The organism is Faecalicoccus acidiformans, assembly GCF_014202635.1.
Classification (GTDB): domain Bacteria; phylum Bacillota_I; class Bacilli_A; order Erysipelotrichales; family Erysipelotrichaceae; genus Faecalicoccus; species Faecalicoccus acidiformans.
The window spans coordinates 1-25,104 of sequence record NZ_JACHHD010000010.1; the positions used below are offsets into that span (position 1 = coordinate 1).

Annotated in this window: 23 protein-coding genes and 2 other annotated features; of the genes, 1 reads left to right on the forward strand and 22 read right to left on the reverse strand. The window is 39.8% G+C overall.

Annotated elements, in window-relative coordinates; translation table 11 throughout:
• Positions 1–101: 101 nt before the first annotated feature.
• From HNQ43_RS05520 to ilvB, 21 genes are all read right to left on the reverse strand, one after another.
• Positions 102–1,325 carry an NlpC/P60 family protein gene (locus tag HNQ43_RS05520; protein ID WP_183375595.1) on the reverse strand — a complete coding sequence of 408 codons (1,224 nt, stop codon included), beginning with the start codon at positions 1,323–1,325 and terminating at the stop codon, positions 102–104.
• A 237-nt stretch (positions 1,326–1,562) separates the two neighbouring features.
• Entirely contained in the window at positions 1,563–2,111 is a 549-nt protein-coding gene (locus HNQ43_RS05525; protein ID WP_183375597.1) for a hypothetical protein, read from the reverse strand.
• Entirely contained in the window at positions 2,098–2,610 is a 513-nt protein-coding gene (locus HNQ43_RS05530) for a tRNA (cytidine(34)-2'-O)-methyltransferase (RefSeq protein ID WP_183375599.1), read from the reverse strand. The genes HNQ43_RS05525 and HNQ43_RS05530 overlap by 14 nt, the downstream gene beginning before the upstream one ends.
• Positions 2,607–3,188, reverse strand: coding sequence for an RdgB/HAM1 family non-canonical purine NTP pyrophosphatase (gene rdgB / locus HNQ43_RS05535; RefSeq protein WP_183375601.1), 582 nt, complete (start codon positions 3,186–3,188; stop codon positions 2,607–2,609). The genes HNQ43_RS05530 and rdgB overlap by 4 nt, the downstream gene beginning before the upstream one ends.
• 41 nt (positions 3,189–3,229) lie before the next feature.
• On the reverse strand, positions 3,230–4,312 hold the full coding sequence (gene leuB / locus HNQ43_RS05540) for a 3-isopropylmalate dehydrogenase (RefSeq protein ID WP_183375603.1): 1,083 nt from the start codon (positions 4,310–4,312) through the stop codon (positions 3,230–3,232).
• Positions 4,313–4,315: 3 nt separating this feature from the next.
• Positions 4,316–4,801: a 3-isopropylmalate dehydratase small subunit gene (locus HNQ43_RS05545; RefSeq protein ID WP_183375604.1), complete on the reverse strand. Its 486-nt coding sequence runs from the start codon at positions 4,799–4,801 to the stop codon at positions 4,316–4,318.
• A gap of 5 nt (positions 4,802–4,806) precedes the next feature.
• Positions 4,807–6,066, reverse strand: a complete 1,260-nt coding sequence (gene leuC / locus HNQ43_RS05550; RefSeq protein ID WP_183375605.1) for a 3-isopropylmalate dehydratase large subunit — start codon at positions 6,064–6,066, stop codon at positions 4,807–4,809.
• Positions 6,067–6,069: 3 nt separating this feature from the next.
• A complete protein-coding gene (locus tag HNQ43_RS05555; protein WP_183375606.1) occupies positions 6,070–7,746 on the reverse strand; it encodes a 2-isopropylmalate synthase in 1,677 nt (558 codons plus the stop codon).
• A gap of 57 nt (positions 7,747–7,803) precedes the next feature.
• Positions 7,804–8,052 (reverse strand) — a binding site (T-box leader).
• Positions 8,053–8,158: 106 nt separating this feature from the next.
• Positions 8,159–9,772 (reverse strand): chaperonin GroEL, encoded by a 1,614-nt coding sequence (gene groL / locus HNQ43_RS05560; protein ID WP_183375607.1) that lies wholly within the window; start codon positions 9,770–9,772, stop codon positions 8,159–8,161.
• A gap of 11 nt (positions 9,773–9,783) precedes the next feature.
• A complete protein-coding gene (locus HNQ43_RS05565) occupies positions 9,784–10,044 on the reverse strand; it encodes a co-chaperone GroES (RefSeq protein ID WP_183375608.1) in 261 nt (86 codons plus the stop codon).
• 145 nt (positions 10,045–10,189) lie between these two features.
• Entirely contained in the window at positions 10,190–11,110 is a 921-nt protein-coding gene (locus tag HNQ43_RS05570) for a hypothetical protein (protein ID WP_183375609.1), read from the reverse strand.
• Entirely contained in the window at positions 11,092–12,840 is a 1,749-nt protein-coding gene (thrS, locus tag HNQ43_RS05575) for a threonine--tRNA ligase (RefSeq protein ID WP_183375610.1), read from the reverse strand. Before thrS ends, HNQ43_RS05570 begins: the two co-directional genes overlap by 19 nt.
• A gap of 36 nt (positions 12,841–12,876) precedes the next feature.
• Positions 12,877–13,081: a binding site (T-box leader), on the reverse strand.
• 49 nt (positions 13,082–13,130) lie between these two features.
• Positions 13,131–15,164 carry a ferrous iron transport protein B gene (gene feoB, locus HNQ43_RS05580; RefSeq protein ID WP_183375612.1) on the reverse strand — a complete coding sequence of 678 codons (2,034 nt, stop codon included), beginning with the start codon at positions 15,162–15,164 and terminating at the stop codon, positions 13,131–13,133.
• The gene (locus HNQ43_RS05585; RefSeq protein WP_183375614.1) at positions 15,149–15,379 is read right to left on the reverse strand and encodes a FeoA family protein; all 231 of its coding nucleotides are present in this window, start codon (positions 15,377–15,379) and stop codon (positions 15,149–15,151) included. The genes feoB and HNQ43_RS05585 overlap by 16 nt, the downstream gene beginning before the upstream one ends.
• A gap of 102 nt (positions 15,380–15,481) precedes the next feature.
• Positions 15,482–15,856 (reverse strand): RidA family protein, encoded by a 375-nt coding sequence (locus tag HNQ43_RS05590; protein ID WP_183375616.1) that lies wholly within the window; start codon positions 15,854–15,856, stop codon positions 15,482–15,484.
• A 15-nt stretch (positions 15,857–15,871) separates the two neighbouring features.
• Positions 15,872–17,065 (reverse strand): threonine ammonia-lyase, encoded by a 1,194-nt coding sequence (gene ilvA / locus HNQ43_RS05595; RefSeq protein ID WP_183375618.1) that lies wholly within the window; start codon positions 17,063–17,065, stop codon positions 15,872–15,874.
• Positions 17,066–17,069: 4 nt separating this feature from the next.
• A complete protein-coding gene (locus tag HNQ43_RS05600; RefSeq protein WP_183375620.1) occupies positions 17,070–18,254 on the reverse strand; it encodes an ATP-binding protein in 1,185 nt (394 codons plus the stop codon).
• Positions 18,251–19,912 carry a dihydroxy-acid dehydratase gene (gene ilvD / locus HNQ43_RS05605; RefSeq protein WP_183375622.1) on the reverse strand — a complete coding sequence of 554 codons (1,662 nt, stop codon included), beginning with the start codon at positions 19,910–19,912 and terminating at the stop codon, positions 18,251–18,253. The genes HNQ43_RS05600 and ilvD overlap by 4 nt, the downstream gene beginning before the upstream one ends.
• A 65-nt stretch (positions 19,913–19,977) precedes the next feature.
• Positions 19,978–20,994 (reverse strand): ketol-acid reductoisomerase, encoded by a 1,017-nt coding sequence (gene ilvC, locus HNQ43_RS05610; protein ID WP_183375624.1) that lies wholly within the window; start codon positions 20,992–20,994, stop codon positions 19,978–19,980.
• A gap of 1 nt (position 20,995) precedes the next feature.
• Positions 20,996–21,544 carry an acetolactate synthase small subunit gene (ilvN, locus tag HNQ43_RS05615; protein ID WP_183375627.1) on the reverse strand — a complete coding sequence of 183 codons (549 nt, stop codon included), beginning with the start codon at positions 21,542–21,544 and terminating at the stop codon, positions 20,996–20,998.
• Complete coding sequence (gene ilvB, locus HNQ43_RS05620) at positions 21,541–23,223, reverse strand: biosynthetic-type acetolactate synthase large subunit (protein WP_183375628.1); 1,683 nt, start codon at positions 23,221–23,223, stop codon at positions 21,541–21,543. The genes ilvN and ilvB overlap by 4 nt, the downstream gene beginning before the upstream one ends.
• Before the next feature lie 150 nt (positions 23,224–23,373).
• On the opposite strand from ilvB, the gene yaaA reads away from it, so the two are divergent.
• Positions 23,374–24,093, forward strand: coding sequence for a peroxide stress protein YaaA (gene yaaA / locus HNQ43_RS05625; protein ID WP_183375630.1), 720 nt, complete (start codon positions 23,374–23,376; stop codon positions 24,091–24,093).
• 10 nt (positions 24,094–24,103) lie between these two features.
• On the opposite strand, the gene HNQ43_RS05630 is transcribed toward yaaA, so the two are convergent.
• Complete coding sequence (locus HNQ43_RS05630) at positions 24,104–25,099, reverse strand: Gfo/Idh/MocA family protein (protein WP_183375632.1); 996 nt, start codon at positions 25,097–25,099, stop codon at positions 24,104–24,106.
• Between the last annotated feature and the right edge of the window lie 5 nt (positions 25,100–25,104).

A 25,104-nucleotide genomic window follows, 5' to 3' on the forward strand; every position in this document is an offset into this window, starting at 1 on the left:
ACATAGAATCGAGCCTTTAAAAACAAATTGGGGTGAAATCACCCCAATTTGATTTAAATTGAATTTAGGAAAACCCCAACAGAATTTAAAGCGCCTAAATTCTATCCTACGTGGATATAGCCAATTAAAGCATTGCTGCAATTCACAGAACTTACAACTGTTGTATATCCGTTCCATCCACCATGAACAGCTTGTCCATTACCAATGTAAATAGCAACATGTCCACTATAGATGATGATATCTCCTGCAACAGGACTGCTCGTCCAGCTTCCTAAGCTAGCATATTCACTAGGCCAACCATGGAAGTTGATGCCAACAGAAGCCAAAGCATTCGTTACAAGCATCGTACAATCTTGATTTACTCCGACCTGTGCTAAAGCCGCGCTGGCAATGGCACTTGAACTTACAGAACTACCAACATTGTTCGATGGTTGCTGAACAGAAGGCTGAGAATTCGAAGTTGAATTCGATGGTTCCTGAGTTGCAGGTGTAGATTGTTCCGGCTGTGAAGGCTGAGATGTTTCACCTGTTCCTTGATTAGGTGTAGCAGGTGTTTCAGGTGTCTCTACAACTTCCGTCGCAACACCATCACTGTCAATCGTATAGCCATCTTTTTCAGTATCTTTAATCAATGTTCCGTTTTCATCAAAGAAATATTTCTTTCCTTCGATATCTTGCGAAGTATTGGATACCTTTTGACCATTCTCATTGTAGTAGTAAGTCGTTTCACCTTCTTTGACCCAACCGGTTTTTAATTCACCAGAATCAGTCAAATAATATTTCGTACCGTCTACATCAATTTCACCAGTAGCCATAGATCCATCTTCATTGAAGTAATAACGTTTACCTTCGAGATCTTGCCAACCAGTTAGAGAATATCCATCTGCATCAAAATAGTACTTCTTACCATCAATTTCCATCCAAGTTGATGCAACCTGCTCACCTTTTTCATTGTAGTAAGTTCCATCATCTTGCCATCCTTGAAGAAGCTTTCCTTCTTTTTGGAAGGTGTAAGTTGTACCTTGCAGAACAATATCACCTGTTGCTGCAGTCCCATCTTCTGTAAAATAGTAGATGTCGTTACCAACATTCTGCCATCCTAGCTGAAGAGTTCCGTCTTGGTCAAAGTAGTATAATTCATCGTCGATTTCAGTTAATCCGGTTGCCTCTTGACGAGTCGACTCTAATACATAGCTTCGATTCTTACCTTCGCCATGCCATCCAGGTTGTGTTTCATAAGCATATACTGTAGAAAGCACTGGACCACAGGCACAGGCACAGAGGGCAACGGCTAAGATTTTGCTGTGTTTTTCGATAAAATTCATTACTGTCACCTCTCATACAACACTCATAGAATAGCATGCACGGTTTTTTTTCTCAAAAAAATCCAGGTTATTTTTACAAAAATCACATTTTATTCAAATATACAAAAATAATATCATCCTTTAAATAAAGGGTCATTTTATACTTTATGGGAAAATGTGTGATTTTTTAAAAAATTATAAAAAATTTCGAAAGAAAACAACTGTTCACAAATCACAAACATTTTAAGAGTAAATTTGCTATTTTTTACGATATATACAACATAGTTGTACAAATTTGAATAACAGATATCCTAAAGAAAAAGAACTCCCCATCAAACCCATTATAGATAAATAATGTAATACAGAAACCAAATCTTCAATAGAAGAACTATTGAAACCTGTCCCAAGTAAAACTAGGATCATGAAAAGCCAAGCCAAATTAAATAACCCAAAAAGCATAAGTCGTCTTTTGTTTGTCTGTAAACAAAATAAGAGGGTTAATAATGCCCAAAAGAAATAAGAAAAAGAAAAAAGACTAGTCAAGGACTCTGCCATATTGATAAATGACAGCGTTCCTTTCGCAATCATATGGTAAGTCAGTTGTATCAAATAAGAAGCTGAATAACCATCCATAATCTGCATAAACGAAAACAAAGAATGATAATCTTTGACTTGATTTAATTCTAAAAAGAAAAGAATCTGCCAAAGATATTGCCAGATCCAAAATAAAGAAACAAGTATCGTCAAGTTTCTTTTTCGCTTTTGATATGTATTAAAGAATGAATCGATCCATTTATAAACTTTCAAGAAAATCTTCTCCTTTAAGTTCTTCATTCCAACTCAATCCTGGGTACCCCAACTGGCGCAGGACTTCATAAACGACAATAGCGGTACAATTACTAAGATTTAAACTACGTGCATTGGCTACCATAGGCAAACGCATACAAGTATCCAAATGATCTTTTAAAATATGTTTGTCAACACCTGTGCTTTCTTTTCCTAAAACAAGATAGATGTCTCCTTTTTCTTTAGTAAAATCAAAGGATGTGGGAGGGCGATGCCCATAACGCGTCATAAAGTAATAGTGGTCAGACGGATTCTCCTTGACAAAATCATCCCAACTTTTGTGAATATAGATCTTGGCATCTTTGATATAATCCATACCACTTCGCCGCAGGTGTTTTTCATCTAAAGAAAATCCTAGCGGTTCGATTAGATGCAAAATCGAATTAGTTGCCATGCAAGTTCGAATTATATTTCCAGTGTTTTGAGGAATCTCAGGCTCATATAAAACAACATGGATCATAAGGCTTCCCCCAAATCTGTTAAAAAAAGACGTAAGGCAGCTCCTCTATGAGAAACGCTGTTTTTCATTTCCTCGCTTACATTAGCCAACGTTGTATGAAACGGAGGATAATAAAAAATAGGGTCATAGCCGAAGCCTTTATCACCTAAAGGGATTTCATTGATCTCTCCTTCGATTGTTCCTCTAAAGGTTTTTTCTTTCCCGTTTTCATCAATATAAGCAATCACACAAACATATCGAGCCGTTCTCTTCTTTCCTTGAACGGCATCAATAATGGCTTTATTCTTGATCTCGTAACTCGTATCTTCTCCCATAAATCGAGCTGAGTACACCCCAGGCATGCCATCCATCGCATCGACCTCTAAGCCGCTATCGTCACTTATCACAGGTTCGTGCAATACATTATACAAAGATTTTGCTTTGATCAGAGCGTTCTCTTCAAACGTAGTTCCCGTCTCCTGAATTTCAACTGGCCGATTCAGATCTTTTAGGCATTTTACTTGTGCTTTGTCTTTCAGCATAGATTGAAACTCTTCTAATTTATGAAGATTGTTAGTCGCTAGCCAAATTGTTTTCATTTCTATCACCAAAGGCATTATAAAAGAAAAAAGAGTCCAAATCAATTTGAACTCTTAATAGCTTCGCAAATCCGTTCTCCCATTTCTTTGCACCCTATCAAGCGACAGCCTTCACTATAAATATCAAAAGTCCGGTATCCTTGATCAAGTACTTTGTGAACCGCTTGTTCGATACATTGCGCTTCCTTTTCGGCATCAAAACTATATCGCATCATCATCGCAGCACTTAGAATGCAAGCAATAGGATTGACTTTATCCATACCAGCAATATCAGGAGCCGAACCATGAATAGGTTCATAAAGACCTCTTGTTCCTTCTCCCAGAGAACTGCTTGGGATCATCCCGATTGAACCAGTGATCATGCTCGCTTCATCGCTCAAAATGTCACCAAACATATTTTCTGTAACGATCACATCAAACTGACTTGGATCTTTACATATTTGCATAGCACAGTTATCTACAAACATCTCAGAATACTCGACTTCCGGATATTCCTTTTTGAGTTTGTGCATCACTTCACGCCAAAGTCGAGATGTATCCAATACGTTCGCTTTATCGACAAGACAAAGTTTCTTGCGGCGCTTCATGGCCATATCAAAGCCGATGCGGCCGATGCGCATGATCTCATGCTCACTGTAAGGCATTGTATCTACCGCTACTTTTTCTCCGTTTTGAATAAAGGTCTCATGATTTCCAAAATATACACCGCCGATCAATTCGCGTACCACAACGAAGTCGATTCCTTTATCAACGATCGACGATTTTAAAGGAGATGCATCTCGCAGTTGAGGCCACAATGTTGCCGGACGATTATTCGAATAGAGTTTCATCCCGGCTCTTAATTTCAACAATCCTTTCTCAGGTCTTTTATCCCCTGGAAGTCCTTCCCATTTTGGTCCGCCAATTGCACCGAGAAGAACCGAATCGGAATCTAAACACTTTTGTAATTCATGTTCCGGTAACGGGTCCCCATATTTATCAATTGCCGCTCCTCCCATGTCAATTTGTGTATATGTAAACTGATGATGAAATTTTTCCTGAATCGTATCTAAAACTTGAATTGCCTGTTTTACGATTTCCGGAGATGAACCATCCCCATGAATCACACCAATAATTTTATTCATAAACTACTCCTTCAAACTAGCCATTAAGCCACCTTTATCTATGATATTTTGAATAAACTCAGGGAAAGGTTCTGCTTGCCATGAACAACCTAATGTTTCGTCAGTGATCAAACCCGTCTGAAAGTCAACATATACTATGTCTCCAGGTTGAATCTTTTCGGCAGCTTCTTCAGATTCTAAAATGGGTAGCCCGATATTGATTGCATTACGATAAAAAATGCGTGCAAAACTCTTTGCGATCACCACCCCAATACCACAAGTCTTGATTGCCAGCGGAGCATGTTCGCGAGAAGAACCACAACCAAAATTCCATCCTCCAACCATTACATCACCAGCACATACTTGCGATACAAAATTACGATCGATATCTTCCATACAATGAACCGCCAATTCTTTGGCATCCGGTGTATTTAAATAACGAGCCGGAATGATTACATCCGTATCCACATTATCAGGATATTTAAAAACACGTCCTCTTACATTTTCCATAATGATCAAACCTTTCTAGGATCGGTAATATGACCCGTTAATGCACTGGCAGCTGCCGTATAAGGACTTGCGAGATAAACCTCACTAGAAGTATGTCCCATTCTACCGACAAAATTTCGATTCGTTGTAGAAACACATCGCTCATTCTCTGCCAAAATTCCCATATAACCGCCTAAACATGGCCCGCACGTAGGAGTAGAAACCACGCAACCGGCATCAATAAAAGCTTCTATATATCCGCGTACAAGACATTCTTTATAGATTTGCATCGTAGCGGGAATAATGATAACACGTAAACCATCTTTTACTTTTTTTCCTTTTAAGATTTCAAAAGCTGCTTGCATATCTTCTAAACGACCATTGGTACAAGATCCAATTACCACCTGATCTATAAAAATCGATTCCCCTTCTTTGGCAAGATGTGTATTTTCCGGAAGATGCGGATAAGATACCGTCGGCTCTAACAAAGAAAGATCCAAAGTGATCGTTTGAATATAAGAAGCATCCTCGTCTGCCTCATAGATTTTCCAAGGCCGCTGACTACGCCCTTCCAGATAAGAAAGAGTAAGTGAGTCCACTGGGAATATTCCATTTTTAGCACCTGCTTCAATTGCCATATTGCAGATACAAAGACGGTCATCCATCGACAAAGATTGAACACCTTCTCCTGTAAACTCTAATGAGCGATACAAAGCGCCATCTACACCAATTTCACCAATTAAATGTAAGATAACATCCTTCCCCGATACATAAGGTGACAATTTCCCTTTTAATACCACCTTGATAGCCTCAGGCACTTTAAACCAGGCTTTGCCTGTTGCCATTCCAGCAGCCATATCTGTCGAACCGACACCCGTACTAAAAGCGCCTAAAGCACCGTAAGTACATGTATGCGAATCAGCACCGATCACACAATCTCCTGCCGTCACCAGTCCTTGTTCCGGCAAAAGAGCGTGCTCAATTCCCATCTGTCCCACATCAAAGAAATTCTTAACAGAATGTTTATGGCAAAAATCTCGACAAGCTTTCGATTGTTGTGCAGCCTTGATATCTTTATTCGGGACAAAATGATCTAAAACAATATTGACCTTTTCACGATCGAAAACATGATCAAATCCCGCTTTTTCAAATTCCTTGATCGCAACCGGTGTTGTGATGTCATTTCCTAAAACACCGTCAAGATCTGCCAAAATCAATTGGCCCGGTTTCACTTCTGCAAGATGTGCATGTGCCGCCAAGATTTTTTGTGTCATTGTCATGGCCATATTCTAGTCCTCCTTTTCAGGTTTGTTATTGATAGCGCTGACTAAGGCCTTGATACCTGAACGAATGATATCTGTATCTTGTCCTGCTCCCCAACTCATTTGATCGTTTTTCCACTTTAAACCAATGTAGCTGACAGCTTGTGAGCCGCTTCCCATATCTTCTAGAGAATGTTCCGTATAAGTCTCTAACGCATAGGAATAACCCGTCAAAAGTTTAATAGCGTTGCTGACGGCATCCAAACGACCATTTCCTTTTGCGGTAGAATCGTACACTTCCCCGTCTTTCTCGATCGTGACCATCGCTGTAATATTATTTCCTTTTTGTTGAACATAATGAGCTTCGATTACATTGATCGGAGAAATCTTATTACGATATTCCTTATTAAATACATCAAAGATCTCTTCTGGCTTTAATTCTTTATGATGTTGATCACTAATATCTTTGATACGATATCCAAAATGTTCGCGCATTTTCGGAGGAAGTTGGAATCCATGAGATTCTTCCAAAATATATCCGATACCGCCTTTTCCACTTTGCGAATTCACACGAATGACATCGGCATCATATGTACGTCCTACATCGTGCGGATCGATTGGCAAATAAGGACAAGTCCAGCGATGTTCATGATGTTCGTCTCGATAGTGCATACCTTTAGCAATTGCATCCTGATGAGATCCCGAGAAAGCCGCAAAGACCAGACTGCCAGCGTATGGCTGACGGTCATTGACCTTCATCCGGGTCACACGCTCATAAACTTCACAAATATGCGGCATGTCAGAAAAATCCAGTTTCGGGTCAACTCCATGAGAATACATATTCATAGCAAGGGTGATCGCATCAACGTTTCCCGTACGTTCCCCGTTTCCAAATAGACAACACTCCACTCTCTGTGCACCCGCTAAAAGAGCCAGTTCCGTGCAAGCAACCCCTGTTCCACGATCGTTATGAGGATGTGTAGATAAAATGACAGAATCACGATACTTCAGACGATCCGAACAATATTCAATCTGATTGGCATAGACATGCGGCATGCTCATCTCCACCGTGACCGGTAAATTGATGATCATTGGTCGATCCGGAGTAGGCTGCATGACGTCCAAGACCGCATTACATACTTCAACCGCATATTCGGGTTCAGTTCCTGTAAAAGATTCGGGAGAATATTCAAATAAGAAATTTCCCTCGTACTCCTGTGATAATTGTTTGACCAAACGGGCTCCACTGACCGCGATTTCTTTGATTTCCTCTTTTGACATCTTAAAAACTTGTTCGCGTTGAGCAACACTGGTCGAATTATAAAAATGAATGACAGCTCGAGGCGCTCCTTGTACAGCTTCAAAAGTTTTACGAATGATATGGTCTCTGCATTGTGTCAAAACCTGGACTGTGACATCTTCTGGGATCATATCTTTTTCAATGATGGTCCTTAAAAATTCATATTCTGTTTGACTGGCAGCCGGAAAACCAACTTCAATTTCCTTAAAACCGATTTTTAATAACAATTGATAGAATTCCAGTTTTTCATCTAAGGACATCGGAACGATCAAAGCCTGATTTCCATCTCGCAGATCAACCGAACACCAAGCTGGTGCTTTTTCAATGTGGTCTTTTTTGACCCAACGATATTCATTTTCTTTTGGCGGATAATAACCCGGTGCGTATTTTGTCGCATCCATCATATTGTACATTCTCCTTTCCTGCCAATGAAAAAGCCCTCATCTCTAAGGACTTTCATCCTGAGAGACGAGGACTAAATTGTATAGTTTCCCGCGGTACCACTCTCTTTGCCGTAATCATACAGCCGCTCATTGTGATCAGTCTAAACGAATCACTTTCTCTTGATAACGGTGAGTCTCCGTCTTTACTTACTTCATTCAGCAAAGCTGCTCAAGGGTGAGTGTGTGAGTGGTTCCCTTATGATCTTTCACCAAATAATCACTCTCTGCAAAGCGAAACGTATCACAGCTCCCTATCACTGCGTTTTGATTTATTTGAAGTATAACAAGTAAGTCAAAAGATTTCAACACTAAAAATGAAAATTTTTCATTCTTTGAAAACCAAATGAAAAAGGACGTCGAAACGTCCTAACTATTAATACATTCCCTGCGGCATCGGCATTTCTTTTTCGGGTTCAGGAATTTTTGCGACACCTGCTTCCGTAGTAATGAATAATGCCGAAATGCTGGCAGCATTTAATAATGCATTACGTGTAACTTTACATGGATCGATGATTCCAGCTTCAAACATGTCGACCCAAGTACCATTCTTTGCATCAAAGCCAATGTTGTTTTCAGCTTTCAATTGTTCAGAAACAATATCTTCTGCATTATATCCAGCGTTCTCCGCAATCTGTTCAATAGGTGTCAATAAAGAATCAAATACGATCTTGATTCCTTTTTGAACATCCACAACATCACTCTTAATCGTATCTTTTAAAGCCGTGTAGGCAGATACCAAGGCAGCGCCGCCGCCGATAACCATACCTTCTTCAACTGCTGCTCTTGTAGAATTCAAAGCATCTTCAATACGAAGTTTCTTTTCCTTCATTTCGCTTTCAGTCAAAGCACCAACTTTGATAACTGCAACGCCATTAGAAAGTTTTCCCAATCTTTCTTGCATGCGCTTTTTATCATAATCACTCTTCGTATTTTCGATCTGAGCTTCAATCTCATGAATACGGGCTTCTACAGCTTCTTTATCACCAGCTCCGCCAATCATCGTTGTATTATCTTTCGTTACAACCAATTTCTTAACGGTACCTAAATCAGATAACTGTAATTCTTTTAATTCCATCTGCAGATCTTTCGAATAGAATGTAGCTCCTGTTAAAATCGCAATATCCTGCAACATTTCTTTTTGATTATCTCCAAATCCCGGAGCTTTTGTGGCAACAACATTAAAGGTACCACGCAATTTATTCAATGCCAATGTAGAGGTAACTTCGTTTTCATAATCATCTGCAATGATCAATAAAGCACGATTGCTTTGAACGATTTGTTCCAATACCGGTAGAATCTCTTGAATCGTTGTGATCTTTTGATCCGTTACCATAACATAAGGGTTTTCCATTGTACATTCCATCTTCTCACGATCGCTGACCATGTATGGAGATACATATCCCTTATCATATTGCATACCTTCACTGATCTCTAATTCATCTTCAAATCCATTTGATTCATCCGTAGAGATTACACCATCGCGACCAACTTTGTCCATTGCATCCGCAATCAATTTTCCGATTTCATCACTTCCCGAAGAGATAGAAGCTACATTTTGGATATCGTGATTGCTTTCAACTTTTTTCGCATGCTCTAAAATATAAGCCGCAATAGCTTTGCTGGCTTTTTCGATCCCTTCACGCATTAAAACTGGATTAGCTCCACGATCAACTTGTTTCAATCCGTTTTCAATCATGCTTTGTGCTAAGATCGTAGCCGTTGTTGTTCCATCACCTGCTGTATCGTTGGTCTTATTGGCAACTTCATAGACCAATTTAGCACCCATATTTTCAAATGTATCTTCCAGTTCAATTTCTTTCGCAATGCTGACTCCATCATTTGTAATTAGTGGTGAACCATATTCTTTTTCCAAAACGACATTGCGACCTTTTGGACCTAATGTAACACGAACTGCATTCGCCAGTGTATTAACACCCTTTAACATTGCCTCACGGGCATCTTTTGAGAAACGTACTTCTTTTGCCATGTTCTTTCCTCCTATTCCTCTGATGCGATGATATCTTCATCTTTGATAACGATAAACTCTTCATCGTCAACTTTCATATTCGTACCAGCATATTCACGATACAATACACGATCTCCAACTTTATACTCAGGCTTTTCTACTCCAGATCCGATCGCTTTCACCGTTGCCAATTTAGATTTTTCTTTACCGCTGGTTAAAATAATCCCAGAACTCGTTGTTTTTTCTACTTTTTCTTTTTCTAATAAGACATAGTCATGTAAAGGTTTCAACATGCTCGATTCCTCCTTTTTAGCACTCCCTTTATCTATGTGCTAAGCATAATTATACTCACTTTTAGCACTTGTGCAATAGGTTTGCTAAAAAAATCGACAGAATCATAAGAAAAACTCTTAGGGAGCGTCCCCAAGAGTTCATTTTCTATTCAAGAATCAAACCTTTCGGCATTTCAATATTAAAGATCGATAAGAAACTCTCAATTTCATCTGCCACATCACCGGCTGCTTCAAACCGAATATTCTGTGCTTCCCAAGTCTTAACCGCAATCTCTGTATTAGGAACTCCCAAAACCTGGGCTCCTACCGAATCAATTGAAGCCGTTAATGTCTCTTCATTCGCATCTGCAATATAAGTCTCAACCGCATCGACAACGCGTTGTACCTTTTCTTCTTCTCCCGTCTTGACAAACAAAGAAGCTTGCGGATAACCGGCATCTTCACTTTCGGTATTCTCTTGCCACAAAGATTGGAGATCTTGTAAGATCGTCAATGTATTTCCGTTTTCCTTTGCCTTGGCAATCGTAGCCTGAGCTACCGGCTGAGCCAACAGCGCAACTTGTACTTGGTTTGTCAATAAAGCTTGTTGCGATTCTGATACAGAATTATACCAAGTCACATTCAAGCCTTCAGGTTCTACAGTGTTAAAGACAAGCCCAGGAACAGCATTTTGACCAAAAGCCGCAATCGTTGCTGTTGAAAGATCTACGCCTTCTTGTCCAACAAGATAAAGATTACCCCAAGTCATAACCGCATCTAACTGATAAGCTTCGCTTTGGGCATATACTTTAGCCCCTAGATTGGTCGGGGCCAGAATAATATCATATTCTCCGTCTTCTTTTGCAAGTTCTGAAGTCAAAATATCTGTTCCATCCACATATTCGATAGTAACATCTTCTAAATCCGAAGCCCCCAAGATGCTAAGAGCAGGTGCCCCTGTAGGACATAGGATAGATACCGGCTCATCACTTACGGATTCTTCCGGAGAAGCACACCCAAAAAGACTGAAAGTCAGGACCCCTGCCAAAGCAAGAGATCCGATCTTTTTTACTGCTTGAATAGACATTTGTTTTCAACCTCCTCTACAAAGCGCTGCACGGCTTCTGACAACAAAATCGTATTCGACTCTTTTGAACCGCTTTTACGTATCGTAACTGTTTCATTTTCTTGTTCCCCGTCTCCGACAACAATCTGATAAGGAACTTTCTTCATCTGGGCTTCACGAACTCGATAGCCTAATTTTTCATTTCGCGCATCCAATTCGACACGAAGTCCCTTTGACTTCAATGCCTCTGTCACTTTCTTCGCATATTCTAAATGTTTTTCTTGGTGTACTGGAATAACTACGATTTGTTCAGGAGACAACCATAATGGAAAATGGCCTGCAAAATGCTCAATCAAAATACCAATAAAGCGCTCGATCGAACCATAGACAACACGATGCAACATGATTGGAGTTTGTTTTTTACCTTCGTGATCAACATATGTACATTCGAACCGGCATGGCAAGTTCATATCCAGTTGGATCGTACCACACTGCCAAACTCGTCCGAGACTATCTTTGATATGAATATCTAATTTAGGTCCATAGAACGCTCCATCACCAGGATTGACTTTAAAATCTTTACCCGCATGATGACATGCATTCGCTAGAGCTTTCTCGCTTTGTTCCCAGATCTCTAAACTTCCGATATAGCCAGATTCAGGACGTGTCGATAATTCGATATCATAAGAAAGGCCAAAGACACCATAGAGTCTATCGATAAGCATCAAAACATTTTTTACCTCATCTTCGATTTGTTCCGGCATAACAAAGATATGAGCATCATCCTGAGTAAACGTACGAACTCTAAAAAGACCATTCAAAGCACCACTTGCTTCATGACGATGTACTTGTCCAAGTTCTCCGACTCTTAAAGGTAGATCCTTGTAAGAATGAAGATCATTATTGTAAACCAACAAAGCTCCAGGGCAATTCATCGGTTTGATGGCGAACTCACGATCATCGACCATTGTGGTATACATGTTTTCCTTGTAATGATCCCAATGCCCGGATGTTTCCCAAAGCTCGCGAGACATGATAATAGGGGTCTTGATAAACTGGTAACCTTCTTTGGTATGCTCTTGATACCAAAACTGTTCCAAAATATTTCGCAAAATCATACCATTCGGCAAGAAGATCGGCATACCTGGAGCATATTCAGAAACCATGAACAGTCCCATTTCTTTTCCCAGTTTTTTATGATCTCGTTTTTTTGCTTCTTCTAATGCTTCCAAATGAGCTTCTAATTCTTCTTTTGTAGGAAAACAGATTCCGTAAACACGCTGCAACTGTTTATTGTTGGCATCTCCTTTCCAGTAAGCTCCAGAGTGTTTTAACAGCTTGAAATTTTTACACTCCTTAACACTATCCACATGCGGACCGCGGCAAAGATCGGTAAACTCACCTTGAGAATAAACCGTTATTGTTCCATCTTCTAAATGAGAGATCAAGTCTTCTTTATAAAGATCATCTTTGAACATATCTTCGGCTTCTTTTTTAGATACTTCACGGCGAACGATACGTTTTCCGTCTTTGGCAATTTTTTTCATCTCTTTCGAAATTTTCTCTAAATCTTCATCACTGAGTTTGACATCGCCAAGATCCATGTCGTAATAGAAGCCATCTTGAATAACAGGCCCCACCCAAAACTTCGCCTGTGGATACAGACGTTTTACAGCTTGTGCCATCATATGGGCACAAGAATGATTCAGTTTGACTAAATCTTCGTGTTCTAATACATTGATCAGTTCCATAGTATCCTTCCTTTCATATAAAAAGCGACAGTCATCTCAAAGGACGTCTGTCGCACGCGGTACCACCTTTGTTCACATACATAGTATGTGCACTTCATTATTCTTTTAACGCAAGATTACGGCACACTTTTTCAAGGGCAATTCAAAGGGAGTAAACAAAGGTCCTCTCAGAAAGTTTTCACCAGCCACTTTCCTCTCTTATCAAAGCATCCTTCATCCATATCCTTATCACTATCGTTAGCTAGATTATAGGATGAATTAAAAACGAAGTCAAAAGAAATACCATAAAGTTAATGCAAAAATATAGATCCTGTTTGATAGACCACAAAACAAATGACCCATGCCAGCAAGATCTGAAAGATCATGGTTATAAACATATATCGGATAGAGCCGCTCTCTTTACGTATCGTACCTAAAGAAGCAACACAGGGTACATATAAAAGACAAAACAATAACAAGCAATATGCATTCAGAGCTGTAAATCCCATGCTCGATAATGTTGTATGCAACGTCTGCATACCGGCTATCCCATTAATATTAGAAATACCAAACAAAACAGCAGTACTGGATACCACAACTTCTTTTGCACTTAAACCCGCCAGAAGCGCTACACATATCTGCCAGAAGCCAAGTCCGATCGGAGTCATCACCGGAACGATCGCATTCCCGATAGCCGCTGCAAAACTAGTAGAGATATCCGATGTATAGCCATTGAATCCAACATGCATCAAAATCCAGACAATGATCGAAGCGATAAAAATCGTAGTGCCAGCCTTCGTCAAAAAGTCTTTTACTTTATCCCAAACATAAATAAAGATCGTGTAAGCGCTCGGCATTTTATATAAAGGAAGTTCTATTAACAGGGGATTAATATCCTTTCCCTTATCTTTCAGATGCAAGAGCCATGCAACTATCAAGGCAACAAGAATCCCTATGATATACATGCTGTAAGCTGCCAAAGTAGCGTATTCGCCAAAAAACAATCCGCTGAACAAAATATAGACCGGTAGTTTAGCGCTGCAAGAAAAGAACGGCGTCACCAACATTACTCGATGTCGATCTTTATCAGATTCCAGTGCACGACTGGCCATTAAAGCCGGCACTGTGCATCCGAAGCCCAAAACCATAGGAATAAAAGAACGTCCGGAGAGTCCCAAATGCTCCATAATATCATTCATCACATAAGCAACACGCGCCATGTATCCACTGTCTTCCAAGAATGCGAGGGCCAAAAATAGAATTGCGATATTAGGTAAAAAAGTCAAAATACCTCCAACTCCGCCAATGATTCCATTCGTCACTAAGTCAATCAGCCAATCCGAAACATGCAGCGTTTCCATGCCCGAAGTGCATATCTGGATCATCCAATCTACAAAGGTTTCCACATAGCCTTTTAACATATCTCCCAGCAAAAATGTCAATCCAAAAACCAGCAACATGATCAACAAGAAAAATAACAATCCAAAAACAGGATGTGTCACAACACGATCGATTTTATCAGTTAGTTCATCTTTGGACTTTTTCCCGAGTAGGACCTCATGAATAATAGCCTGGATATAATCATATTTTTGATTGATGATTCGAGTATCTTCATCTCCATCAATCAATTCCGTTATATCGAATGAATATTTTTCTTTGATTTCTTTATCGTTCTCCAGCAGTTTGATCGCAACCCATCTGGGATTTAGAATATGAGGATCTTTATGAACTAATTCACTTTGGATCTTGGAAATCTTGCTTTCAAGATTATAATCATATTCCATTGCGTATCTTTTGATGACCTCTCCCTGAATGGCTTGTGGTCGATGATTCACTTGTGAATTTTGTCCTTCTTCTTGATGACAGGCAGCGTGCATCAAAGTGTGAATCCCTTGTTTTTTTCTAGCTGTCACAGGAACAACCGGAATTCCTAACAATTCCGATAAACGATGAAGGTCAATCTCCATTCCTCGTTTTTCGATGATATCCATCATATTTAATGCCAATACCATTGGTTTATTGAGTTCAAGAAGCTGAAGAGTCAAGTAAAGACTTCTTTCCAAACTGGAAGCATCTACAACATCTATGATGACATCTACTTGATCACTCAAGATAAATTGACGAGAAACTTGTTCCTCCATCGTATAAGATGTCAAAGAATAAGTACCAGGAAGATCAACTAAATGAATCTTCATATCATGATCTTGGATGGCACCTTCCATCCGTTCTACAGTTACGCCTGGCCAATTGGCAACTTTCAAATTTGCTCCTGTATACGCATTAAACAAAGTGGTCTTTCCACAATTGGGGTTTCCGATGAAGCAAACTGTTATTTCTCTTGGCATGGAGTCACCTCTATTTTATCTGTAATATGACTTCCTATAGCAAATCGTGTCCCACGTAAGTCGATTACCATAGTTCCATTCTTTTTTTTATGAATCACTTCAATTTGAGTACCTGTAATCATCCCCAAAGATTGAAGACGATCTTTCAAATGCATTCCCAGATCCAATCTGGAAACAATATATTCGATTCCGATAGTTCCCTCTTTCAATCGCATAATCACCCTTCTCACCTATTTAATTATATGCATCTGGAACAATTTGACAACGTGAATACAACTATAAAAAAACCTAAGATCGACGATCTCAGGTTTGTTGATTTATTTTTGTACCGCAATGACTTCCACTTCGACCAATGCCCCTTTGGGGAGTTCTTTTACCGCTACACAGCTTCTTGAAGGCTTGTCCTGAATATAGTCACCATAAACAGCATTAAAGGTTGCGAAGTCCTCCATATCTGCAATAAAACAAGTCGTTTTGACCACATGGGAAAAATCACTTTGGCAAGCTTCTAAAACATGGCCCAAATTCTCCATAACTTGTTTTGTTTGTGTTTGAATATCTGCTCCAGAAAGTTCGCCAGTCGCTGGATCGATCGCAATTTGACCCGAAGTATAGACCATTCCATTTAAAACAACGGCTTGACTGTAAGGACCGATTGCCTCCGGGGCGTAAGGGGTATAAATTTTATCCATATGCTATCTCATCTCCTATATTAATTTAAATCCTGCTTGTTCCAATCCTTGACGGACAGAAAGAATGTGATCAAAATTTCGTGTTTCTAGATTGATGCGCAAGACACAATCTGTGATATTGCTGCCTTCACTGGCTTTCTCGTAATTCACACTTGTGACATTAGCGCCATACTGCGCAATAATAGCTGAAACGCCCTTCAGTTGCCCTGGTTTATCTTCCAGCTGAATAACCAGTGTATCGCTGCGTCCAGATTTCAATAAACCTCGTTCAATAACTTTCGAAAGGATCGTAACATCGATATTACCGCCCGATAAGACACAGACAACATTCTTTCCTTTCACTGGAAGTTTATTGAACATGACAGCGGCAACCGAAACAGCACCTGCTCCTTCCGTGATTAATTTCTGATTTTCTATCAAAGAAAGAATAGCTCCAGCCACTTCATCATCAGAAACCGTCACAATTTCATCTACGTATTTTTTACATAAATCAAACGTATGATTTCCTGGCTCTTTGACTTTGATTCCATCCGCAATCGTATTGACTCTTTCTAATTGAACGATTTCTTCTTCCTTCAGGGATTCGACCATGCTGGCAGCACCTTCTGCCTGAACCCCATATACTTTGATTTTAGGATTTAAGCTCTTTATTGCGAAAGCAATACCAGAAATCAAGCCGCCTCCGCCAACCGGGACAACGACCGCATCGGTTTGTGGAAGTTGACTGAGTATCTCTAGACCAATGGTACCTTGACCCGCAATTACATCTTCATCATCGAAAGGATGAATAAATGTATACCCTTTTTCTTTTTGAAGCTCTAGAGCCTTATTATAAGCATCGTCATAAACACCGGGAACCAAAACCACTTGCGCTCCATATCCTTTTGTTGCTTCAACTTTTGAGATAGGCGCCCCATCCGGAAGACAGATTACGGAAGAAATCTTGTTTTTTGTTGCGGCAAAAGCGACTCCTTGAGCATGATTCCCAGCTGAGCATGCAATAACACCGTGCGCTTTTTCCTCATCGGACAATGAACTGATCTTATAATATGCTCCTCTAAGTTTAAATGAACCTGTATTCTGAAGATTCTCGGTTTTTAGATAAACATTCGCATCAGGATTGATCTTAGGAGCATATAAAACATCTGTTTTACGTGCAACATCTTTTAAAACATAACTCGCATGATAGATTTTATCCAGTGTCAGCATCTTTTCACCTCGGATTCTCTTCTTGGGCGCTCAACTGCTCGATCAGCTGCCGAGCCGCACGAGCAGAGCGTCCCGCTTTTCGTAACGCAAACTGTTCTGCCTTTAAAGCCAATATTTCTCTATCAATATTCAGACCATATTGATCTGCTAATCCAAATACAATTTCCTGATATAAATCTTTTTTGGGTTTTTCATAATAAACTTTCATGCCGAATCTTTCGGATAGAGATATGGTTTCTTGCATCGTGTCATTGCGATGAATCTCATCTCCCTCTCGTGCTTGGAAAGTTTCTTTTACAATATGTCGACGATTGCTGGTCGCATAAATAACCGTATTATTTGAACGAACAGATACACTGCCTTCTAAGACAGCTTTTAAAGCGCTAAAATCATCATCATTTTCCTGAAAAGAAAGATCATCAATAAATAAAATAAACTTCAAAGGATTCTTGGCCAAAAGATCTAACAGTTTAGGAAGAAGATGCAGTTCTTTCTTCCCTAATTCGATCAAGCGAAGACCTCGATTACTAAACTCATTGGCTATAGCTTTGACTGTCGCACTTTTTCCTGTACCGGCATCTCCGTATAGTAAAACGTTACTGGCTAAACGACCCTTTAACAAGATTTCCGTATTCGCGATCACTTGCTGTCTTTGAAGATCATAGCCTATCAAATCTGAAAAACAGATGGGATCAGGATATTCAACCGGCTTTAATACAAAACCTGGTTCCTGGCCCGTCAATTCTAGCCGGAATGTCGTAAAACGAGCATAATCTCCAAAACCAAATTGTTCAATATGAGACAAGCGGTCATAGTATTCTGATTCGAAATTAACCGAGTGTGTGACCCAAGATGCTTTAAATCCTTTCATTTTGAAGTCATCCGGAACCATCTGTGAAAGTTCCTGCAAGATACCTAATTCAAATGAAAGAGCTTCTTGAATAGAATGAGGAATATCCTTTTTTTCACAAGTGTTTTTGACAATACAGTTTTCCAGAGACATTACTTTATCGTAAAGATATTGTGTCCAGTCATCTGTCCCTGTTTTATATAATGAGCTCACAAAATCTGAATACGATTCCATATCTTCTTTCAATAGAAGACGATAAAAATTATGAATTACTTTATCCTTATCTAACGCTTTAAACACAGTAAAAGATTGAACATCACTTAACACTCTTAGACTCATTTGTTGATAATTGCTCCTTTATCAGCACTGCTTACCATTTGTGCATAACGTTTTAAATATCCTTTGACATTTGTCTTCACTTTAATCGGCATCGTCTCTTTACGTTTTTCCAGCTCTTGATCACTTACTTTTAAAGTAATGGAGTGATTAGGAATATCAATAGCAATCACATCATTATTCTTCACATAAGCAATGGTTCCACCAGATACTGCTTCCGGAGATATATGACCAATACTTGCTCCACGAGTTGCTCCTGAAAAACGTCCATCCGTAATTAAGGCAACTTGTTTATCTAATCCCATTCCCGCGATTGCGCTTGTCGGTGAAAGCATTTCTCGCATACCTGGCCCTCCGGCCGGTCCTTCATAGCGAATCACAACAACATCTCCAGCTTGGACTTCCCGATTGAAGATACCGGCTATGGCCTCTTCTTCGCTGTCATATACTTTGGCTGGTCCCTCATGCACCAACATTTCGGGTGCCACAGCACTTTGCTTGACTACACATCCATTTGGAGCCAAGTTTCCTCTTAAAACAGCAATGCCTCCCGTCTCTGAATATGGGTGATCAATAGGACGGATCACATCTGGGTTCAAATTCGGATGTCCTTTTAAGTTTTCTGCTAACGTTTTGCCCGTACATGTCATAACATCTGTATAAATCAATCCTTTTTTATTCAACTCGTTTAAAACCGCATAAACTCCACCAGCGGCATCCAATTCTTCGATATATGTAGGTCCTGCAGGTGCCAGATGACAAAGATTCGGTGTTTTAGCACTAATTTCATTAGCAATATCCAAATTGATCTGGATTCCACATTCATTCGCAATAGCCGGCAGATGAAGCATAGAATTTGTTGAACATCCTAATGCCATATCTGCACATAATGCATTATGGAAAGCTTTTTCAGTCATGATATCCAAGGGACGAATATTCTGTTTCCATAATTTCATAACTTGCATTCCAGCATGCTTAGCCAATTCAATGCGTTTCGAGTAAACCGATGGGATCGTCCCGTTCCCTGGAAGTCCCATTCCTAATACTTCTGTCAAACAGTTATGGGAATTGGCCGTGTACATTCCGGAACAAGAACCACAAGTCGGACATGTTTTCAATTCATATTCTGTCAGTTTTTCTTCACTGATCTTTCCTGCCTGATAGGCACCAACCGCTTCAAACATACTTGATAGAGATGTTTTATGGCCATCGATATGCCCAGCTAACATTGGTCCACCAGAAACAAAGATCGTTGGAACATTGATTCGTGCAGCCGCCATTAAAAGACCCGGAACGTTCTTATCACAGTTAGGAATCATAACAAGGGCATCAAAAGCATGAGCCAAAGCCATGGCTTCTGTAGAGTCTGCAATCAAATCTCGAGTCACCAAAGAATATTTCATGCCTTGATGCCCCATGGCAATCCCATCACAAACGGCGATCGCAGGAAATACAATAGGGGTTCCTCCCGCCATGGCAACTCCCATTTTGACTGCTTCTGTAATCTTATCCAAATTCATATGGCCTGGAACGATTTCATTGTATGAACTGGCGATCCCGACAAGAGGCCGATCGATCTCTTCTTGGGTCAATCCCAATGCGTGCAGCAAAGAACGTTGAGGGGCTTTATCAAAACCTTTTTTCATCGCATCACTCTTCATTATATTTTCCTCCTAATCCTATATAAAGCATTAGACAACCCATAACGGATTGTCTAATTTTCATCTTAGTTATTGATCAGTTTATCTTCATCTGACCAGCTGTATAAAGCACGTACTTCCGCACCCACTTTTTCACAATCGTGTTCAGCAGCCTTTTTACGCATAGCTTTGAAATGAACCTGATTACCTGCCTTAGACATATCTAATAAGAAATCTTTCGCGAATGTACCATCTTGAATATCACTCAAAATTTGTTTCATGGCTTTCTTTGTATCCTCGGTGATGATCTTTGGTCCTGTGATATAATCACCATATTCTGCTGTGTTGCTGATTGAATAACGCATTCCAGCAAAACCAGATTGATAAATCAGATCCACGATCAATTTCATTTCATGGATACATTCAAAGTATGCATTTTTTGGATCGTATCCCGCTTCACATAACGTTTCGTAACCAGCCTGCATCAAAGCACAAACACCACCGCAAAGAACTGCTTGTTCACCAAACAAGTCTGTTTCCGTTTCAGTTCGGAACGTTGTTTCTAAGACACCGGCACGACTTCCCCCGATACCAGCGGCATAAGCCAAACCAAGATCCCAGGCATCTCCAGTTGCATCTTGTTCTACAGCAATAAGACAAGGAACACCTTTTTCTGCTTCATATTCGCTACGTACAGTATGTCCAGGTCCTTTAGGAGCAATCATGATAACATTAACATCCTTAGGTGGAACAATGCAGCCAAAATGAATATTGAAACCATGAGCAAAAGCCAATGTTTTACCGGCTGTCAAATTTGGAGCAATCTCAGATTCATAAACTGCCTGCTGTTTTTCATCCGGAATCAAGATCATAATGATATCACTTGCTTTCGTGGCTTCTCCGACAGACATTACTTCTAAGCCTTGACGCTTAGCCTTTTCAATAGAGCGGCTTCCTTCATACAACCCGACTACAACATCAACACCAGAATCCTTTAAATTCAAAGCATGTGCGTGTCCTTGTGAGCCATAACCGATGATGGCCACCTTTTTACCATCCAATTTTTGGATATCACAATCTTGTTGATAATAAATTTTAGACATTTTATTCTTCTCCTTTTTCTTGTTCACAAATTTCTTCAAATGTTTTTGTCTCGCTATTTAAATAGATACATCCTCTTTCCAATGCCGTGACACCTGTACGACAAAGTTCCAGGATTCCCAACGGTTTTACAACTGTAATAAACGCATCGATCTTAGAAGAGTTCCCCGTAATCTCAACACACAATGTATTCGGTGAAAAATCAACGATCTTACAACGGAAGATATCAACAGCGGATAATATATCATTTCGTGTTTGTGGCTTATTTCGCAATTTGATCAGAGCCAATTCACGTTTGACGCTGTTATCAACGGGAAGGATCTTCACTTCTTTGACATTGTAAAGCTTACGAACTTGTTTGATGATCTGCTTGCGAATTGCATCATCTCCATGTGCAGAGATCGTAATACGAGAATATCGTGGATCTTCAGTGGTTCCAACAGTCAAACTATCAATATTGAAACCTCTTCGAGTAAACAAAGAGCTGACACGAGTCAAGACCCCAGCCGCATTATCCACTAAAATACCAATGATAAATTGATCATCTTTCATGAGGGATCCTCCTTTAAAGTAATAATATCGTCAAAAGATCCTCCAGGAGGCAACATAGGAAGCACCAATTCATCTTTATCAATCAAACAATCCACTAAAACAGGCCCGTCTTCATTCATCGCCTTAGCCACAACATCCGATAATTCTTCGCGATTTGAGATACGATACCCTTTTAGTCCAAAAGCGTCCGCCAATTTCACAAAATCAGTTTTGCGATCCAGCGTTGTCTGCGAATAATGTTTATGATAGAACAGGTTTTGCCATTGGCGTACCATTCCCAATACACCATTATTCATAATAAAGATAACGATTGGCGCATTAAGCTTGGAGACCGTTGCGAGTTCATTAAGATTCATTCCAAAGCTGCCATCCCCTGTAAACAAAACTGTTTTCTTGCCTGTAGCCAGGCAAGAACCAATGGCGGCTCCCAAGCCGAATCCCATCGTACCTAGTCCTCCGCTCGTAATAAATGTCCGTGGTTTATGGAATCGATAATACTGTGCAACCCACATTTGGTGTTGTCCAACATCCGTCACAACAGGCATATCCGGATCTGTGTGTTTTTGTACTTCATGAATCAAAGCATAAGGTTCTAATAAATCGTCAGAACAATTCTTTTGGAACTGCTCTTGTTCCTCACGACGAAGTTCGTCTAACCTTTGATCCCATTCCAAATTCTTTTTGGGTTCAACAATTTTTAAGAGTTCTTGAAGGGCTATTTTCAGATCTCCGCCAATGCCAAGATCCGAAGCGATGTTTTTATCGACCTCCGCTCGATCGATGTCGATATGAATTATTTTTGCTTTCTTAGCATATTTGCTCACATTCCCTGTCGCTCGGTCCGAAAAACGAGCTCCAACAGCCAAAATCAAATCCGCTTCATTCTGTGCCATAGAGCTTGCATAGTGTCCATGCATTCCCTCCATACCTAAGAATCTGGGATTTTCATGAGAAATGGCAGAAAGTCCCATTAACGTAGAACCAATCGGTGCATCAATACAGTCTGCCAATTCTTCGATCTCTTGACTTGCTTTTGCTGTGATAGCACCGCCGCCAATATAAATATACGGGCGTTGCGATTCACGAATCATATTCGCAGCCAATCTGATCTTGAACTCCTTTGGTAGTCGCTGCTTTTCTTTTTCAACAACATCGGCCGCCTCAAACTCACAAATACCCGTCTGCACATCTTTAGGAATGTCAATCAATACTGGGCCCGGCCGTCCAGATTTAGCAATCTGAAACGCTGTTCGGATCGTATCGGCCAAGTCCTCAACATGTTTGACAATAAAGTTGTGTTTTGTGATTGGAATCGTTATACCGGTAATATCGACTTCTTGAAAACTATCTCGTCCAATCATCGCATTCGATACATTTCCAGTAATCGCAACCATTGGCGTAGAATCCAAATGGGCAGTTGCGATCCCTGTGACTAAATTTGTTGCTCCCGGACCGCTAGTCGCAATCACGACTCCCACCTTTCCACTGCTGCGGGCATATCCGTCTGCTGCATGAGAAGCACCCTGTTCATGTGCTGTCAACACATGATGAATTCGGTCACCGGCTTGATATAAAGCATCGTATAAATCGATTACTTGCCCTCCAGGATATCCAAAGACAACTTCAGTCCCCTGTTCAATCAACGTTTCCACAGTGATCTGTGCTCCCGTTAATTTCATGGTCTCACCTTCTTCTTTTATGTTTGATTTTTATTATAGCAAACTTTCATGTTCTTTTGTATTCTTTTTGAAAATATTTTCAAAGAAATTGACGAGCGCTTTCATTCTGACTGAATCGATTCATCGTTTTTAATATGTTAAAATAAAGACATGAAAATACTGATCAGCCCTGCCAAACAGATGAAATCTTATGATGATTATTTTAATACCTCTTCATCGCCTCTGTTTCTGCACAAAACAAATCTTTTATTAGAGCATTTAAAATCTCTACCTTATCCAGAGTTAAAAAAAGCTTTCAAATGCTCTGAAAAGATCGCAAGAGAAGCGTATGAAAACTATCAGACCCTAGATCTGAATCGAGCAAATACTCCTGCATTATTTGCCTATCGCGGCATCCAATATACAACGATGTCTCCCGAGATCTTGGAGGATGAAGCTCTTCGATATCTTTCAAAACATCTGTTGATCCTATCTGGTTTTTATGGTTTGTTGCGGCCTTTTGATACGATCGTTAAATATCGTTTAGAAATGCAGTCAAAGATCCCTTTTTCTTTATATGAATTTTGGGGATCAACCTTAGCAGATTCCATTCAAGATCCTATTATTCTGAATCTTGCCAGCGAAGAATATGCCAAATGCATCCGCCCTTATCGTTCTTTGATCGATGTAAAATTCTTTGAACAGAATTCCCATCGTCTTGTCGAAAAAGGAGTATATGTTAAGATTGCTCGAGGAGAAATGGTTCGCTATCTTGCTCAAAATCAAATCGAATCCGTTAAAGAAATCCAACATTTTGACCTTTTGGGTTATCATTATTCTGAATCATTAAGCTCTTCAAACCAAATTGTTTTCACACGCAAAAAGCAATAAAACACAATGGTCAAACCATTGTGTTTTGTTTTTGGCATTCTTCTAAAATAGATACAACATCTAATGTTTGTTGACAAAGCTTTTCATAAGCAGGAGAATCATGATTTTGAACGATTGACAAAAAGTCTTCACATTCATAAATCATATGAGGTTTTTGATCTACTCCGATATCACGCGAAGAAGAAGTATCTTTTTTGCCGATCATATCTCCTTTTGTCGGTAAGACTTCAACATGCGCACAAACTCCGCAGCTAGATCCATAAACGCGGATCGTTCCTTGATCTCCTTGAATATAAACATGGTTTGGAGAACTTGAATCTTTTGCACCAGTACAGATTGCAAACTTATCCGGATAAAACAGCAAGGCAGTCCCGCTGGTGTCCACCCCATTGAATCCTCGATTACAAACATATTGAACAGAATCTGGTTTTCCAAAAAGCCCAACCACAAAGTGAATACAATATACATTGATATCCATCAAAGAACCTCCGGAAAAAGCCGGATCAAATACATTGGTCACCTCAAATGCTTTATATTTTTCATAACGAGAAGAGTATTGAGAGAAATTACATTGAATCATCTTAATATCGCCCAAGTCTTTTAAATGGGAAGCTGTGATTTTATAGTTTGGAAGATGGATCGTCGTGATCGCCTCAAAAATATACACTTTTTTTTCTTTAGCAATCGTAAAAAGATCGATAGCTTCCTGAACGGTAGGGACAAAAGGCTTTTCACAGATCACATGTTTTCCTGCCAAAAGAGCTTGTTTTGATTGACTATAATGTAAGCCGTTAGGACTGGCAACATAAATCGTATCCAGATCGTCATCGTTTAACATCTTATCGAGATCATCATAATATTTTGAGATGTGATGTTTTTGAGCAAATTCCTTTGCTCTCAAAAGTGTTCGAGAATAAACGGCGCATACTTCTATTCCCTGCGTCATTTTCATAGCCTCGATCATACGATCCACAATCACACCGCTGCCGATAGTACCTACTTTCATTTTAA